The organism is Kitasatospora sp. NPDC001309 (genome assembly GCF_042896295.1).
Classification (GTDB): Bacteria; Actinomycetota; Actinomycetes; order Streptomycetales; family Streptomycetaceae; genus Kitasatospora.
Genome location: NZ_JBIAXC010000027.1, coordinates 1 through 14,051, shown reverse-complemented (window position 1 = coordinate 14,051; position 14,051 = coordinate 1). Strand labels below are relative to the sequence as shown.

15 protein-coding genes are annotated in these 14,051 nt (G+C 70.4%); 6 read left to right on the top strand and 9 right to left on the bottom strand.

All coding sequences use genetic code 11. The features are described from left to right. The first annotated feature begins 83 nt into the window (after positions 1-83). The 3 genes from ACFY2K_RS25205 to ACFY2K_RS25195 all read left to right on the top strand — a co-directional run bounded on the left by ACFY2K_RS25205 (position 84) and on the right by ACFY2K_RS25195 (position 2,921). Positions 84-1,295: an alanine racemase gene (locus ACFY2K_RS25205; protein ID WP_380528951.1), complete on the top strand. Its 1,212-nt coding sequence runs from the start codon at positions 84-86 to the stop codon at positions 1,293-1,295. Positions 1,296-1,353: 58 nt separating this feature from the next. Next, complete coding sequence (locus tag ACFY2K_RS25200; protein WP_380644496.1) at positions 1,354-1,755, top strand: hypothetical protein; 402 nt, start codon at positions 1,354-1,356, stop codon at positions 1,753-1,755. Between the two features lie 242 nt (positions 1,756-1,997). Beyond that, complete coding sequence (locus tag ACFY2K_RS25195; protein ID WP_375890880.1) at positions 1,998-2,921, top strand: lytic polysaccharide monooxygenase; 924 nt, start codon at positions 1,998-2,000, stop codon at positions 2,919-2,921. Positions 2,922-3,062: 141 nt separating this feature from the next. Here ACFY2K_RS25195 and ACFY2K_RS25190 read toward each other — a convergent pair whose 3' ends face one another. The 3 genes from ACFY2K_RS25190 to ACFY2K_RS25180 form a co-directional block, all read right to left on the bottom strand. Beyond that, positions 3,063-4,292 carry a DUF2510 domain-containing protein gene (locus ACFY2K_RS25190; protein WP_387714218.1) on the bottom strand — a complete coding sequence of 410 codons (1,230 nt, stop codon included), beginning with the start codon at positions 4,290-4,292 and terminating at the stop codon, positions 3,063-3,065. Between the two features lie 109 nt (positions 4,293-4,401). Beyond that, complete coding sequence (locus tag ACFY2K_RS25185; RefSeq protein ID WP_387714215.1) at positions 4,402-5,190, bottom strand: 3-oxoacyl-ACP reductase; 789 nt, start codon at positions 5,188-5,190, stop codon at positions 4,402-4,404. 59 nt (positions 5,191-5,249) lie between these two features. Beyond that, positions 5,250-6,650: a glutamine synthetase family protein gene (locus tag ACFY2K_RS25180; RefSeq protein ID WP_375890874.1), complete on the bottom strand. Its 1,401-nt coding sequence runs from the start codon at positions 6,648-6,650 to the stop codon at positions 5,250-5,252. Between the two features lie 158 nt (positions 6,651-6,808). On the opposite strand from ACFY2K_RS25180, the gene ACFY2K_RS25175 reads away from it, so the two are divergent. Together ACFY2K_RS25175 and ACFY2K_RS25170 are read left to right on the top strand one after the other, a co-directional pair. After that, on the top strand, positions 6,809-7,537 hold the full coding sequence (locus ACFY2K_RS25175; protein WP_380528945.1) for a gamma-glutamyl-gamma-aminobutyrate hydrolase family protein: 729 nt from the start codon (positions 6,809-6,811) through the stop codon (positions 7,535-7,537). Between the two features lie 191 nt (positions 7,538-7,728). After that, a complete protein-coding gene (locus ACFY2K_RS25170; protein ID WP_387714211.1) occupies positions 7,729-8,580 on the top strand; it encodes a hypothetical protein in 852 nt (283 codons plus the stop codon). Here ACFY2K_RS25170 and ACFY2K_RS25165 read toward each other — a convergent pair. The 5 genes from ACFY2K_RS25165 to ACFY2K_RS25145 all read right to left on the bottom strand — a co-directional run bounded on the left by ACFY2K_RS25165 (position 8,481) and on the right by ACFY2K_RS25145 (position 11,476). Then, on the bottom strand, positions 8,481-9,326 hold the full coding sequence (locus ACFY2K_RS25165; protein ID WP_380528941.1) for a GNAT family N-acetyltransferase: 846 nt from the start codon (positions 9,324-9,326) through the stop codon (positions 8,481-8,483). The genes ACFY2K_RS25170 and ACFY2K_RS25165 overlap by 100 nt on opposite strands. Positions 9,327-9,410: 84 nt before the next feature. After that, the gene (locus tag ACFY2K_RS25160) at positions 9,411-9,608 is read right to left on the bottom strand and encodes a hypothetical protein (RefSeq protein ID WP_380409893.1); all 198 of its coding nucleotides are present in this window, start codon (positions 9,606-9,608) and stop codon (positions 9,411-9,413) included. A gap of 2 nt (positions 9,609-9,610) precedes the next feature. After that, on the bottom strand, positions 9,611-10,729 hold the full coding sequence (locus ACFY2K_RS25155; protein WP_380592499.1) for a radical SAM protein: 1,119 nt from the start codon (positions 10,727-10,729) through the stop codon (positions 9,611-9,613). A 22-nt stretch (positions 10,730-10,751) separates the two neighbouring features. Further along, positions 10,752-10,955: a hypothetical protein gene (locus tag ACFY2K_RS25150; protein ID WP_380528936.1), complete on the bottom strand. Its 204-nt coding sequence runs from the start codon at positions 10,953-10,955 to the stop codon at positions 10,752-10,754. After that, entirely contained in the window at positions 10,949-11,476 is a 528-nt protein-coding gene (locus tag ACFY2K_RS25145; protein WP_380528935.1) for an ATP-binding protein, read from the bottom strand. Before ACFY2K_RS25145 ends, ACFY2K_RS25150 begins: the two co-directional genes overlap by 7 nt. A gap of 380 nt (positions 11,477-11,856) precedes the next feature. Between ACFY2K_RS25145 and ACFY2K_RS25140 the strand changes: the two genes are divergently transcribed. After that, positions 11,857-12,960, top strand: coding sequence for a hypothetical protein (locus ACFY2K_RS25140; RefSeq protein WP_387714205.1), 1,104 nt, complete (start codon positions 11,857-11,859; stop codon positions 12,958-12,960). On the opposite strand, the gene ACFY2K_RS25135 is transcribed toward ACFY2K_RS25140, so the two are convergent. Next, positions 12,961-13,494 carry an NUDIX hydrolase gene (locus ACFY2K_RS25135; RefSeq protein WP_380528932.1) on the bottom strand — a complete coding sequence of 178 codons (534 nt, stop codon included), beginning with the start codon at positions 13,492-13,494 and terminating at the stop codon, positions 12,961-12,963. Positions 13,495-14,051 lie beyond the last annotated feature (557 nt).

The following is a 14,051-nucleotide window of genomic DNA, read 5'->3' as shown; positions in this document are numbered from 1 at the left end:
CCCTATGCCACCGGGCACCGCCGTCCGCATTTCCGTGCACACAACCTCTACCCACCGGTAGCGCACTGTGGCACCCTGCGCCCATGCCCATCCTCGTTGCGCGCACCCCTGTCACGGACCGGCACCGCTACGACCGGGCCACCGCCCATCTGGACGGACCGGTGGCCGTCGTGGACCTCGCCGCCTTCGACGCCAACGCCGCCGACCTGGTGCGCCGGGCGGGCGGCAAGCCGATCCGGGTCGCCAGCAAGTCCCTGCGCTGCCGGGCCCTGCTGGACCGGGCGTTGGCCGTGGACGGCTTCGCCGGGGTGATGAGCTTCACCCTGGACGAGTCGCTCTGGCTGGCCCGCACCGGCGTGCGCGACGTCCTGCTCGCGTACCCCTCCACCGACCGCGCGGGCTACGCCGAACTGACCGGCGACCAGGAGCTGGCCGAGCGGGTCACCGTCGTCCTGGACGACCCGGCCCAGCTGGACCTGATCGACAAGGCCCGCAGCGGCGACGCCGAGGTCCGGGTCTGCCTGGAACTGGACACCGCGCTGCACCTGTTCGGCGGCCGGGTCCGGGTGGGCGCCCGGCGCTCACCGCTGCGCACCCCGGAGGAGCTCGGCGCCTTCGCCGAACTCGTCCAGCGCCGGGCCGGGTTCCGGGTGGTCGGCCTGATGGCGTACGAGGGACACGTCGCCGGGGTCGGGGACCGGGTGCCGGGGCGGCCGGTGCGCTCCCAGGTGGTCCGGCTGATGCAGAGCCGGGCCCGGACCGAACTGGCCGAGCGGCGCGCGGCCGTGGTGCGGCGGCTGAGGCAGGTCACCGAGCTGGAGTTCGTCAACGGCGGCGGCACCGGCAGCGTGGAGTCCACCGTCGCCGAGCGGGCCGTCACCGAGGTCGCCGCCGGCTCCGGGCTCTACCAGCCGCAGCTGTTCGACAACTACCGCGCCTTCCGGGGCCGCCCGGCCGCCCTGTTCGGCCAGCCCGTGGTGCGCCGCCCCGGCGTCGGGGTGGTCACGGTGCTCGGCGGCGGCTACCCGGCCTCCGGCCCGACCGGACCGGACCGCGCCCCCGTGCCGTACCTGCCGCCGGGCCTGCAGTACGACCCGATGGAGGGCGCCGGCGAGGTGCAGACCCCGCTGATCGGCCCGGCCGCCGACGACCTGCTGATCGGCGACCGGGTCTGGTTCCGGCACGCCAAGGCGGGCGAGCTGTGCGAGCGCTTCGCCGAACTGCACCTGATCGAGGGGGACCGGATCGTCCGGACCGTCCCCACGTACCGGGGCGAGGGGAAGGCGTTCCTCTGACGGTTCGTCCGGCCCTGCCCTACCGTGGTGGCGTCACGACGAACGACGAGGGAGCAGCATGGAAGCCGAGATCGTCCAGCAGATGGTGACATCGGGTGCCTCTTCGCTGGCCGGGCTGATGGCCACCGCGGCCTGGCAGCAGGTCAGTTCGCGGGTCTCCCGGATGTTCGGGCGCGGCACGGAGGACGAGGCGACCAGCACCGAGCTGGAGGTGATCCGGGCCGAGGTGCTGGAGGCCGGCGACGACGAGGAGGCGCTGGCGGACCAGACGGCCGTGCTGCGCACTCGGCTGCGCCGGCTGTTCCGCGAGCACCCGGAGGCGGCGGGCGAACTCCGGGAGATCCTGGCGGAGTTCACCCCCCAGCAGGAGCCCGGCTCGACGTACGTCTACAACACGATCAGCGGCGGCAACAACGGAGACGTGATCCAGGCCGGCACCATCAACACGGTGCAGCGCTGACCTTTCCCCAGCCTTAAGCGGGCCCGATGGAACACCTAACCCCGGTGTCCCATCGGGCCTTTGCGCTGCTCGGGCGCCTACAGTCCGTCAATAACCGCATCACGCCGAGCTATTGCCTTATGGTCCAGACCAATCCTACGCTCTGGCCGGGGGTCCGCGATCCGGGCCGGCGGCCCCCGAACGGGCAGGCGTGTCCGCTCCCCCACACCCGCCCGGAACGACGGCCAAGGAGTCCCCACCCCATGTCCATCAAGCGAAGTGCCCTGTCCGTCGGCGTGGTCGGCGCCGCGGTCCTCGCGGTGGCCGCGACCACCGCCGGCACCGCCAGTGCCCACGGCACCATGACCGGACCGGTCAGCCGGATCGCCGCCTGCTACGCCGAGGGCCCCGAGCACCCGGTGTCCCAGGTCTGCAAGGACCTCGTCGCCGCGAGCGGCACCCAGCCGCTGTACGACTGGAACGAGGTCAACATCGCCAACGCCAACGGCAACCACCAGGCGCTGATCCCGGACGGCAAGCTCTGCTCGGCCAACCGCGACAAGTACGCGGCCCTGGACTGGCCCCGCACCGACTGGCCGGCCACCCCGGTCAGCGCCGGCAGCTTCACCTTCCAGTTCCGCACCACCGCGCCGCACGTCGGCACCCAGACCGTGTACATCACCAAGCCGGGCTACGACCCGACCAAGCCGCTCAAGTGGTCGGACCTCGACCCGACGCCGGTGGCCCAGGTGCAGGTCGACCGCACCGCCACCAACGGGTACTACACCTACCCGGGCACCCTGCCGCAGCGCACCGGCCGCCAGCTGCTCTACATGATCTGGCAGCGCAGCGACAGCCCGGAGGCGTTCTACAGCTGCTCGGACGTCGACTTCGGCAAGTCCGCCAGCGCCGCCGGGGCCCCGGCCGTCTCCTCGTTCGCCGCCCCGGCCGCGCCGAGCGACGCCCAGATCGCCGCCGACGCCCCCAAGTCCACGGTTGCCCACCACGGGCACGGCGGGGACCCGAACGCCCCGGCCGGCCAGCCCCTCCCGACCACCTCGGCGGCCGTGGGCGGCACCTCCGCCACCGGGCCGCTGCTGCTCGCCGGTGCCGCCGCGCTCGGGGTCGGCTGGGCGGGCATGGTGCTCCGGCGCCGTCGCGTCGAGGCTGTTCGACGCGACTCCTGACGCCGGACGACGCGGGGCCGGGCCGGCCCACCCCCGTCCGGCCCGGTTCCGCGGCTCCACCGGCGCCGTGAGGTGAACGGCGACGGCCCGCCCGGGAGGGTTCCTCCCGGGCGGGCCGTCACGGTGTGAGGAGCGGGGGGCTCAGGTGGTGGCCGTACCGGAGACGTCCGGGCCGCCGTCCGGGCTGCTGCCGGAACCGGAGCCACTGCCGCTGCCGGAGCCACCGCCCGCACCGGAGCCGGGGCCGGAGCCCGGCAGGCCGGGCAGGCCCGGGATCTTGCCCTTGAAGTCGGTGATGCCCTTCACGATGGTGTCCATCACGCCGACGTCCGGTGCCTTGTCGGCGATGTCGAAGCCGAAGTGCACCGAGACCAGCGCCTTGCCGTCCGCGGTCGGGAAGACCACGGTCTGGACGTAGCCGCTGTTGCCCTTGGCGGCGTCCACCTTCCAGCGGACCAGGTAGCCGTCCTGGCCGTTGACCTTCACGGCCTCGGACTTGAGCTCCTGGTGGCCGGTGACATCGCCGTAGGAGTCCTTGACGGCCTTGTCGATGTCGGCCTTCGCCGCCGCCTGGGCGTCGGTGCCGCCGCCGCTGATCCGGCCGGTGTTCACCCCGCCGAGGGTGCAGCTGTCGGTGCCGTCCGGGCACTTGTAGGCGCCGATGCTCAGCGCGGCGTAGCCGTCGTTGGTGGTGCCCGCCTGCCAGCCGGAGGGGGTGGGCAGGGTGAGCCCGTTCACCAGGTCGATCGCCTTGTTGGCGCCCGGCCTGGACTTCCCGCTGCCGTTGCCGTTGCCGCCGCCACCGCCGGGGTTGCCGTTCCCGCCGCTCCCGCCGTTGCCACCGCCGCCGTTCCCGCCGCCGTTGCCCCCGTTGGCGCCGTTGCCGCCGCCGCCGAAGCCGGGGAAGCCGAACGGTCCGTCGCCGTTCGGGGCCGGCTGGTTGCGGGCGGCGCTGCGCTGCGGCCGGCCGTTGTCGTGGCCGTCCATCGCCAGGTAGGTGATCCCCGAGCCGGCGCCCAGGCCGAGCACGGCGGCCACGACGGTGGCCACCACCAGCTTGGACGGCTTGCGGCGCGGCTTGCGCGGCAGCTCGCCGGGCGCGCCGGGCATCCCGTAGGCGGTGCCGAAGGGCGGCGGTTCCGGGTAGCGGACCGTCGGGCCGCTGTCCAGGACCTCGCCCTCCAGCACCCTGGGCTGTTCGGCCGTCTCCGGCCCCGGGGCCGCCGCGGCCGGGGACTCCGGCTGCGGGGCGTCCGAGGGTGCGGGCCGGGTGTCGGCCGTCCAGCCCTTGCCGTCCCACCAGCGCTGCGGTCTCGGGTCGCCGGCGTTCTTCGGGTCCGGGTACCACCCGGCGGGGATCTGCTCGCTCACAGAAAGAATCTAAAGGTAGCCGGATAAACGCGAAATCAGCGCAGCCGGGAATTCCGGAGGTTTTCGATGAGATTACGGTGAGAACCCCCGACGGGGCAGGGGCGCGGGCCTACAGCGGGGTGACGTACGCCCCGGAGATGCCGCCGTCCACCAGGAACTCGCTCGCGGTGATGAACGAGGAGTCGTCGCTGGCGAGGAAGGCCACCGCGGCCGCGATCTCCTCGGCCCGGGCGAACCGGCCGAGCGGGATGTGCACCAGTCGGCGGGCCGCCCGCTCCGGGTCCGCGGCGAACAGTTCGCGCAGCAGCGGGGTGTCCACCGGCCCGGGCGACAGCGCGTTGACCCGGATGCCCTCCCGGGCGAACTGCACGCCCAGCTCGCGGGACATCGCCAGCACCCCGCCCTTGGACGCGGTGTACGAGATCTGCGAGGTGGCCGCGCCCATCCGGGCCACGAAGCTGGCGGTGTTGATGATCGAGCCGCGCCCGTGCCGGCGCATGTACGGCAGCGCGGCCTTGCAACACAGGTAGACCGAGGTCAGGTTGACCTCCTGGACCTTGCGCCAGGCGTCCAGCCCGGTGGTCAGGATCGAGTCGTCCTCCGGTGGGGAGATGCCCGCGTTGTTGAACGCGACGTCCACGCTGCCGTAGGTCTCGTACGCCTCGTCGAACAGCGCCTCGACCATGGACGGGTCGGTGACGTCGGTGTGCACGAACAGCCCGCCGACCACCTTGGCGGCCGCCCGTCCGCTCTCCTCGTCCAGGTCCGCGCAGACCACCCTGGCGCCCTCCGCGGCGAGCCGGCGGGCCGCGGCCAGGCCGATCCCGCTGCCCGCGCCGGTGACCACGGCGGTGCGGCCGACCAGGCGGCGGCAGACGATGTCGTCCTGCTCGGTCATGGACCGTCACTCCTCGGTGTGGATGGGGACGTTATCGGTCGGCTCGGTCATGTCCCGCCTCACATCCGTTCGAAGGAGCGGTAGCGCTCCCAGTCGGTGACGGTCCCGTCGTAGGCGGCCTGCTCGACCCGGGCCATGTTCAGGTAGTGCTCGACCACGTCGCCCCCGAAGGCCGTCCGGGCCAGTTCGCTGCCCGCCCACAACTCGGCGGCCTCGCGCAGCGATCCGGGCACCCGGGCGTACTCCTCCACCCCGTAGGCGTTGCCCAGGCAGGGCGCGGGCAGGTCGAGCTTGCGCTGCAGGCCGTCCAGTCCGGCCGCGATCATCCCGGCCACCGCGAGGTAGGGGTTGACGTCGCCGCCGGGCACCCGGTTCTCCATCCGCAGGGCCGGGCCGTGGCCGACCACCCGGTAGGCGCAGGTGCGGTTGTCCCGGCCCCAGGCGACGGCGGTCGGGGCGAAGGAGCCCGGGCGGTAGCGCTTGTAGGAGTTGATGTTCGGCGCGTACAGCAGGCTGAACTCGCGCAGCGCGGCCAGCTGCCCGGCCAGGAAGTGCCGCATGGTGTCGGTCATCCGGCCGTCCCGGTCGGCGAAGGCGGGGGCGCCGACGGCGTCGCGCAGCGACAGGTGGATGTGGCAGCTGTTGCCCTCGCGCTCGTCGTACTTGGCCATGAAGGTGAGCGCGCAGCCCTGTTGGGCGGCGATCTCCTTGGCGCCGGTCTTGTAGACGCTGTGCTGGTCGCAGGTGGTGAGGGCGTCGGAGTAGCGGAACGCGATCTCGTGCTGGCCGAGGTTGCACTCGCCCTTGGCGGACTCGACGGTCAGCCCGGCGCCCGCCATCTCGTTGCGGATCCGGGCGAGCAGCGGCTCGACCCGGGCGGTGCCCAGCATCGAGTAGTCCACGTTGTAGAGGTTCGCCGGGGTGAGGCCGCGGTAACCGCCCAGCCAGGCCTGCTCGTAGGTGTCGCGGAAGACCAGGAACTCCAGCTCGGTGCCGATGTCGGCGCTCAGCCCGTACTCGGCGAGCCGGGCGAGCTGGCGGCGCAGCAGCTGGCGCGGGGCGGCGTCCACCGGGTGGCCGCCGTGCCGGGCCAGGTCGGCGGTGACCTGGGCGGTGCCGGGCTGCCAGGGCGTCAGCCGCAGGGTGCCGAGGTCGGGGCGCATCGCGAAGTCGCCGTAGCCGGTGGCCCAGGAGGAGAAGGCGTAGCCGTCCACGGTGTTCAGGTCGACGTCCACGGCGAGCAGGTAGTCGCAGGCCTCGGCGCCGTTCTCCGCGACCTCGTCGAGGAAGAAGCGGGCGGCGAACCGTTTTCCCTGCAACCGGCCCTGCATGTCGGTGAAGGCGAGCGCGACGGTGTGCACCTCGCCCGCGTCCACCAGGACCCGCAGCTCGTCCAGGGTCAGTGGCGGCCGGGGCCGCGAACCCGCGGGGGCGTTCTCGGGCATGGCGTTCTCGGGCATGCCGAAACCCTCCTCCTCCACGATCACTCTTCGAGATCAAGCGGTCACAGCGAACCGTACGGCCTGCGGCTCACGGGGCGGAAGAGGGCGGACGGGTGTGGCGCGCCGAGGCGCGTGATTGGCGAGGTACCGGACGGTACGGGAGGAGAATGCGCGCCATGGATCGCAGGCCTTTCATCGGTGTCAGCACCTACCTGGTGGACGCGAGTTGGAGCGACTGGCGCGGCCGTCGCGTCGCCCTGGTGCCGGAGCGGTACACCGCCTACGTGCAGGACTCCGGCGGGCTCGCCGTCCTGCTCCCGCCCGACGCCCCCGAGCGCGCCCCCGAGGCCCTCGCCCGGCTCGACGCCCTCGTCATCGCCGGCGGACCGGACATCGACCCGGCGTACTACGGGGAACCCGCCCACCCGCTGACGGACGTCGACTCCCCGGAACGCGACGTCTGGGAGGTCGCCCTGCTGCGCGGCGCCCTGGCCGCGGGCATGCCGGTGCTGGGGATCTGCCGGGGCATGCAGGTGCTGAACGTGGTCTGCGGCGGGACGCTGGTGCAGCACCTGCCGGACGTCCTCGACGTGGACGTCCACGCGGGCACACCGGGGTGCTACGGCGCCCACCTGGTCCGCCCGGTGCCCGGCACCCTGGTCGGCGGCCTGCTCCCGGAGACCGAGCTGGAGGTGCCCACCTTCCACCACCAGGCCGTCGACCGCCTCGGCACCGGCCTGCGCGTCAGCGCCCTCGCCCCGGACGGCACGGTGGAGGCCGTCGAGGGCCCCGGCTTCACCATCGGCGTCCAGTGGCACCCCGAACAGGGCACCGACCTCCGCCTCATGCAGGCCCTCGTCCGCGCCGCCACAGCAGCTTCCCTGGACGCGGCCACCCTCGCCTGAAAGTGCGATAACCACCCTTGTCTTGAAAGACAATTGACCGGGCAAGGGCCGTGTTACGTTGCGCACCCGAACCACAAACAGTTGACCCCGGCAGCGCGCCAACGCTCCGGGGTCCGGCACCAGGAGTCGAGCTCCCGATGCGAGTACATCGTACCCACCACGCACGTCACTTCACCGTGTTGCCCAACTCCATGTTGCAGTACAGAAGGTTGAGCTACACCGCCCGAGGCCTCCTCGCCGACCTCCTCTCCCGCCCCGACGGCTGGCACGAGGACGGACGGCACATGGCCGACACCAGCCCCCAGGGGCGCGGCGCGATCCGCAAGGCCCTCAAAGAACTCACCGACGCCGGCTACTACCGCGTCGAACTGGTCCGGCTGCCCGACGGCACCGTCCGCACAGAGAACCACGTCTACGACACCCCGTGGCCGAGCACACCGGCTGCCACCCGTCCGGCACCCGGTGAACCGGCCATCGGCCGCGCAGACCGCCCCGTAGTAAAGGAACCGGAGCAAGCAACCACCCTCCCCCCGCCTCTCCGCGAGGCGGTGGCCGCCCTGTTCCGGGTGATCCGCCCCGAACCCCGCCTGCGGCTGGGTCAATCCGAGGCCGAGCAGCTGGCGCCCCTGGTCGCCCAGTGGCTCCAACGCGGCAGCACTCCGGCCGACCTGGCCCAAGCCCTCCTCCCGGGCCTGCCCACCCCCATCCACTCGGCACCAGCCGTACTCGGTTACCGCCTCCGCCACAAACTCCCGCCACCCCGAACCCCGGAAAGCCCTCCCACTCCCCGCTACGCCGAGTGCAACGAGTGCCGCGACCCCGTCCCCCGGCCCGGCGTCTGCCACGCCTGCGCCGACCGGGCGGAACGCCCCGCCACCAACGGCTGCACCGCCTCTGTAACCATCAGAGGCGCCACCCGCGCCCGCACCGCCCTCGTGGCATCTCAGACGTCCAGGGTGCAGACCACGCCGAGATCGATCAGCCCCTCACTCCGGCACAGCCGGTCGGACGGGCCACCGACGGTGGTCTGCAGCAGCTGGTAGTCCGCGCCGTGCTCCTGCCCCCAGTGCATCGCGGCGCGCCACAGCAGGCGCCCGAGGCCGAGGCCCCGGCACTCGGGCAGGACCCCGAAGTACTGCGGCAGGAGCCTGACTTGACCGATCGGGTCGGACATCGTCTCCATCGGGCCGATCGCCCCGACCACCCGACCATCGCGCACCGCGACCAGGACCGGGCCGACGGTGTCGAGCCTGGAGTTCAGGAAGGCGAACCCCTCGTCGGCGAGATTCGCCGAGAAGTCGTCGAAGGTGCCCGCCACCCCTGCGGCCGCCTCGGACAGGACCCCGATCCCGTCCACGGCGGGAGCGGGACGGTCGAAGCTCCTGAGCTGGACCCGGGTACACGCGGCAGAGGCGTCCGGCCCCTCTTGGAACCACACGACGCGGGCCTTCCCGGCTCCGTGGACGGCGGCAAGCTTGGCGGCTGCCTCCTGGGCTTCGAACAGGTGCCCTCGGGACCCGTAGAGGTGAACGCGTAGGACTCCACGGTCGGTGAGGGTCGGGATCAGGGTTCGTTCCCGGTCCTGGACGATGTCGTTCACCACGACCCACTCGCCCTTGCGATCGGACCATCGCCGGTCCTTGTCGTGCGGAAGGAACTCCCCGGTGCCGGCGACGGCGAACACGTCATCCATCAGCTCTGAGCTCAGGCCCTCGGGGTGCAGGGGGCCGAGCGTCGGCAGGCACGGCACGGACATTCGGGGACGCATCCAGTCCCAGCGGAATCCCATGAACCCACGCTACTCGGCTCCCGCACAGGCCTCAGGCCCTGACGCGAACCGCGCCAGGGCCTGAGCGTTACCGACCGAACGCGATCAGTGCGGGTTGTCGTCGCCCGCGGAGCACGAGCACTTGATCGACTCCATGATGTCGTCCAGGTCAGCCACGGTGGTGATCTCGGTGACCGGCTGGGCGGGGGCCTGGAGGGGCCGCGTCAGGTACGGCAGACGCTGGGACGGGCCGTCACCCGGCAGCGGGCGCCTCGGGGAGAGTTCGACAGCTACAGCGGTCATGGTCATCCTGCTTTCTTGATCCCGTGCTGGCAGTAACTTGCGAGTGGTGCCTTCGCCTCCTGGTAGTGCTTGGCCAGCGGCCGGCACACAGTGCACGACCCCGAGAGCTGGCAGCCGGAGCAGCCACCGGTGCGAAGCATGAGACGGTCGGCGATGGCGCCGAGCCGGGCGAGGCCGTCGATCCCTTCGCCGGGGAGGCTGATCTGGTCGTCACGGCCGATCTTGCAGATGGACACCAGACCGTGCGGGTCGGCGTGGAAGAACGTGTGGCCCGCGTTGCACCCGGCGAACGGTCGTCGCATCCGCAAGTGCTCTTTGGACTGCGCGGTCAGCGACTCGGCGCCGCCGTAGATCGTCGGCGTCATGTTGGTGAAGACGTTGTACTCCAGCCCCCACGACCGGCACAGATCGATCATCGCCTGTTCCTCGTCCGCGTTGCCCTCGGTGACGACGATGCTCATCCGCAGCGGCAGCTTGGCGTGGCGGGCGGCGTTCATCCCCTGGACGAACAGGTCCCAGGCACCCGGGCGCTGCGTCAGTTCGTCGTAACTGGCCTTCGCGGCGCCGTACATCGACACCGTAACCCGGTAGGGCGGGCACTCCCGGAAGAGGCCGAGCAGGTTCTCGCGCCACAACAGCGAGGCGTTCGTCGACACCGTGATCATCATGCCCAGCTCGAACGCGGTCCGGTAGGAAGCCATGAAGTCCTTGTCCACCGTGGGCTCTCCGCCGGTGATCTGGAGCCACAGCACACCGGCTTCGGCCATGATGCGCAGGCAGGTGAGCTTGTCCGCCAGGGCCATGCCCGAGTTGACCTTGAGCCCCAGATAGCAGTGCTTGCAAGCGTAATTGCAGCCGAGGTTGATCTCCCACGACGCCCGGGAGTACCCCCACGAGGAGGGCTGCCGGACCAGCAGGAACTCGGCCAACGGCCGTCCCGCGACATCAAGGTCGGCCCACTGTGCGCCTGCAGCGTCCACGAGCCAGGAGGGGGCCATCTGGGCGGGGTCGTGGACGCGCAGTTCTTCGTAGTCGGCCTGCGGCAGCCGGAGGCCCCCACGGCTACCGGGTCGCACCAACACGTACTCGTCCAGGAATGGGCTGGCGATGAGGTCGTGCACTTTCCCTCCTCTGAGTAATCCGTCAGGCGCCGGAGTGGCGCAGGTGGGCCTCGGCGGCCGATTTGGCGTAGAACCGCCTGATCCGGTCCGAGGAACCCGGAACGCGCACGTACTCGTGCTGCTCGCGGTCGTAGATCCCCCAGCACTCGAGCAGGACGAAGTGGGGGCTCCCGGAGCCGATCAAGCGGATCTCGTACCGGGAGGACCAGGAACGGACGGTCACCATGCGGCCTGTGCCGTCGGCTCGCACTTACGAACCCGCACCCCCGCCGGTGGTTTTGCTGCGTGGACTTGAGCCGCGAAGACGAGCGCGGCGAGTCGCGCATCTCCTGTCACCCCTTCGTCGGGGCACACCTCGAACCACACCACCTTGCCCACATCCACCGGGTGCCAGCCCCAGGAGTGAGCCAGGGCCTTGACCAGCAGAAGGCCGCGGCCGCCGGTGGCCATGTCGTCCGCCGTCTTACTCACCGGCGGGTTCGGGCTGCTGTCCGCGACCTCGACCCGCAGGCGGCTGCCAGTCCACTGGACTGTGACGCGGCAGCGCTCCTGCACGTACTCGATGGCATTGGCCAGCAACTCATCAGCGCACAACTCCACGTCCCGCAAGGCGTTGTCCGTCAACGGAACACGCCAAGAAACGGCGATGAACCGGATCAGTTGGCGCGCAGGCCGGATGGCCGCCGGGTTCGGCTCGACATCCCAGGTGCGCGGCTTCGGGATCGTGGCGGTGTCGATGTAGTTCATTGGTGGGACCGTCTCAGTCGGGTGCTCCGGGCATCTCTCCGGACGACCACCAGAATCCCGAGACGGCTGCCTTGAGATAAGGCCAGCGCGTGTACCCACGATGGGTAAACTTGCGGTCAGTTATCTCAAGTGACACCGAGCGATGATCCTTCTGCTGCTGGGGGCCGGTCGTGAGTGAGTCATTGGGGTCGTCCGGGCTTCCGCGTCGCCTGCTTGCGGACCCCGAGATGAGGGCGGCCTGCGCGGACCGAGACTTCGCACGGATCTTCCAACTTGCGAAGCGCAGAGCAGGGTTCCACCCTTCACGCATCGCGCGAGCATGTGAGCTGACACCCAGCAGAGTGGGGGAGGTGATGAAGGGGCGGCCGAAGATCACGAACATGGCCGTCATCGAGCGCATCGCGGATGGCTTACGAATCCCCGGTCACATGCTCGGCCTGGCAGACCGCAACTGGGAACGGTCGTCCGCCTCTTGCCACGGGTCACCTGTGACGGTCGGCCCCGTGCCCGCTTCGCAGTCGGCCAGGGATGCGCCGAGCGGGGGTGACCTGAATGACATCCTGGCCATCGCAGCCGGATCCAGAGCCACACCGAACATCCTTCGCTCCCTCCAGGTATCCATCGAGGACTACTGGAGGCGAGACGACCAACACGGCGGTGAGGCACTCCGGCCCGCAGTGATCGGCCAACTCAGGTACGTGACGTGCGTCATGCGGGACACCGCCGACCCGAACTACCGGCACAGTCTCCACGGCATCGCCGCCGAGCTCGCCCGCCTTGCCGGCTGGACGTACTTCGACGCGCGACAGTACAGCGCAGCGCAGGGCTACTTCACCGAATCGCTTCGATTCGCGCGAGACATCGACGACCGTACGTTCGTCGCCAATGTGCTCGCCTGCCTCAGCCTCCAGGCGACATACCAGGACAAGCCGCAGGATGCGATCACGCTCGCCCGGGCCGCACAGGACAACGCGCGCCTCGCCACGGGTACACCAAGGCTGCTGGCCATGCTGTCGATGCGCGAAGCCTTCGGCCACGCAAGTACGTACGATCGGGAGGCAGCCCATCGTGCGATCACCGAGGCGCATCACCACTTCGAGCGCATCGCCGATGGCGATGACGACCCTGTCTGGGTTCAGTACTTCGACCACACCAAGCTAACCGTGGACACTGGCATCGTCCTTGGCCAGCTGGGTGAAGCCGGAGCTGCTGAGCCTCTCATCGCCGAAGGATTGCAAGCCGAGCCGATGGCGAACCTCAGAGGGCGCGCCTTCCACACCTTCTGGCTCGCACGCACCCAACTCCAGCAGCGAGAGGTCGAATTGGCATGCGCGACCGCCGGGGAGGCCCTCGCACTCGCGGAGGCTGTCGAGTCCCCCAGGGTAAGGGTCCACCTCCAGGAGTTCCGCCAACTCCTCAGGCCCTACCGGAGCAGCGCCCCGGTCGCGGAACTGTCCGACCGGATCACCGGCATGACCGGGTGATCAAAGGCCGGCCTCGTCCAACAGCACGTACAGCACGCCCACGAGCGTGCCGCTGCTGACGATCTCGCGTCGGTCGATCATGCCGCGCAGCTCGGACAGGGGGACCCACTCGATCCGGTCGGACTCGTTGCGCTCTGTCGGCGGGCCCATGTACTCGACAGCATCAGCCCGGAAGACAAAATGCTCCGAGTCGGTGATTCCATTGGCCGGTTGGGCGTAGATCAGCGACTTGACCTCACCCACCTTCCAGCCTGTCTCCTCAAGCGTCTCGCGGGCCGCCGCCTCTGCCGGGGTCTCGTCCGGCTCGATGAGACCCATCGGGAGTTCCCAGGCCCAGGTGTTGGTGATGAAGCGGTGCCGCCACATCATGAGGACCTGCTTCTGGTCGTTCACTACGGCCGCCACCGCGAGGTGCCGCAGCTTGACCACGTGGTGTTCCCAGCGGTGGCCGTCGGGCTGCTCGATGTCGGCCAGCCACAGGTTGACCCATGGGTTCTCGTAGATCGGACGTTCCCCATGGATCTTCCACTGCATGGCTGAAGCCTCCCTCGATGGACCCTCAGCATCTCAGACATCGGCAACCAAGGCAGCCACTCTCGGCGAATTCGCGTCAGAGTGACGAGAATTGGTGATGGCAACTGACGGCCCCGATGGTCCCGGCCTGAGGTGCACGGCGGTTACTGCGGCGCCTCCTCGGCATGCCGAGGAGGCGCCGCAACGTTTCAGTCTTCCATCGGCGGCTTCCTTGGTCTTTTCCATGCCGCCCTCGGGTTCCCGACTCTCGATCCTTCTTGATGTGCTGTCATTCATCAACCAAGCGCGGCCCCTCGATCCGAGGGGCCGCGCTTGGTTGTTCTGTCCATTCCAGTTGTTTCAGTGCAGGTCAAGTGCCCGATGCCCGTCTCACCTCATCCTTCAACGCGCCGCGTCGGCTTCGCCGAAGCGGCGCGTTGAAAATCCGTCCCGCATCTCCAGTTCCGCACAGGAAGTCGGTCGGACCGACTTCCTGTGCACGAGAGGTCGACGGCGCGGGCGGAAGGAGGGGTGGGGGGTGGGGGGTGGGGGGTGGGGAGGGGGGGGGTGGGGGCGAG

Bases quoted from the DNA above. Each gene is read 5' to 3' on its own strand.
- ACFY2K_RS25195 (WP_375890880.1), top strand. From the start codon at position 1,998: ATGTCCATCAAGCGAAGTGCCCTGTCCGTCGGCGTGGTCGGCGCCGCG.
- ACFY2K_RS25175 (WP_380528945.1), top strand. From the start codon at position 6,809: ATGGATCGCAGGCCTTTCATCGGTGTCAGCACCTACCTGGTGGACGCG.
- ACFY2K_RS25185 (WP_387714215.1), bottom strand. From the start codon at position 5,190: ATGACCGAGCAGGACGACATCGTCTGCCGCCGCCTGGTCGGCCGCACC.
- ACFY2K_RS25160 (WP_380409893.1), bottom strand. From the start codon at position 9,608: ATGACCGCTGTAGCTGTCGAACTCTCCCCGAGGCGCCCGCTGCCGGGT.
- ACFY2K_RS25200 (WP_380644496.1), top strand. From the start codon at position 1,354: ATGGAAGCCGAGATCGTCCAGCAGATGGTGACATCGGGTGCCTCTTCG.
- ACFY2K_RS25170 (WP_387714211.1), top strand. From the start codon at position 7,729: ATGTTGCAGTACAGAAGGTTGAGCTACACCGCCCGAGGCCTCCTCGCC.
- ACFY2K_RS25145 (WP_380528935.1), bottom strand. From the start codon at position 11,476: ATGAACTACATCGACACCGCCACGATCCCGAAGCCGCGCACCTGGGAT.
- ACFY2K_RS25180 (WP_375890874.1), bottom strand. From the start codon at position 6,650: ATGCCCGAGAACGCCATGCCCGAGAACGCCCCCGCGGGTTCGCGGCCC.
- ACFY2K_RS25205 (WP_380528951.1), top strand. From the start codon at position 84: ATGCCCATCCTCGTTGCGCGCACCCCTGTCACGGACCGGCACCGCTAC.
- ACFY2K_RS25135 (WP_380528932.1), bottom strand. From the start codon at position 13,494: ATGCAGTGGAAGATCCATGGGGAACGTCCGATCTACGAGAACCCATGG.
- ACFY2K_RS25150 (WP_380528936.1), bottom strand. From the start codon at position 10,955: ATGGTGACCGTCCGTTCCTGGTCCTCCCGGTACGAGATCCGCTTGATC.
- ACFY2K_RS25140 (WP_387714205.1), top strand. From the start codon at position 11,857: ATGGCCGTCATCGAGCGCATCGCGGATGGCTTACGAATCCCCGGTCAC.
- ACFY2K_RS25165 (WP_380528941.1), bottom strand. From the start codon at position 9,326: ATGGGATTCCGCTGGGACTGGATGCGTCCCCGAATGTCCGTGCCGTGC.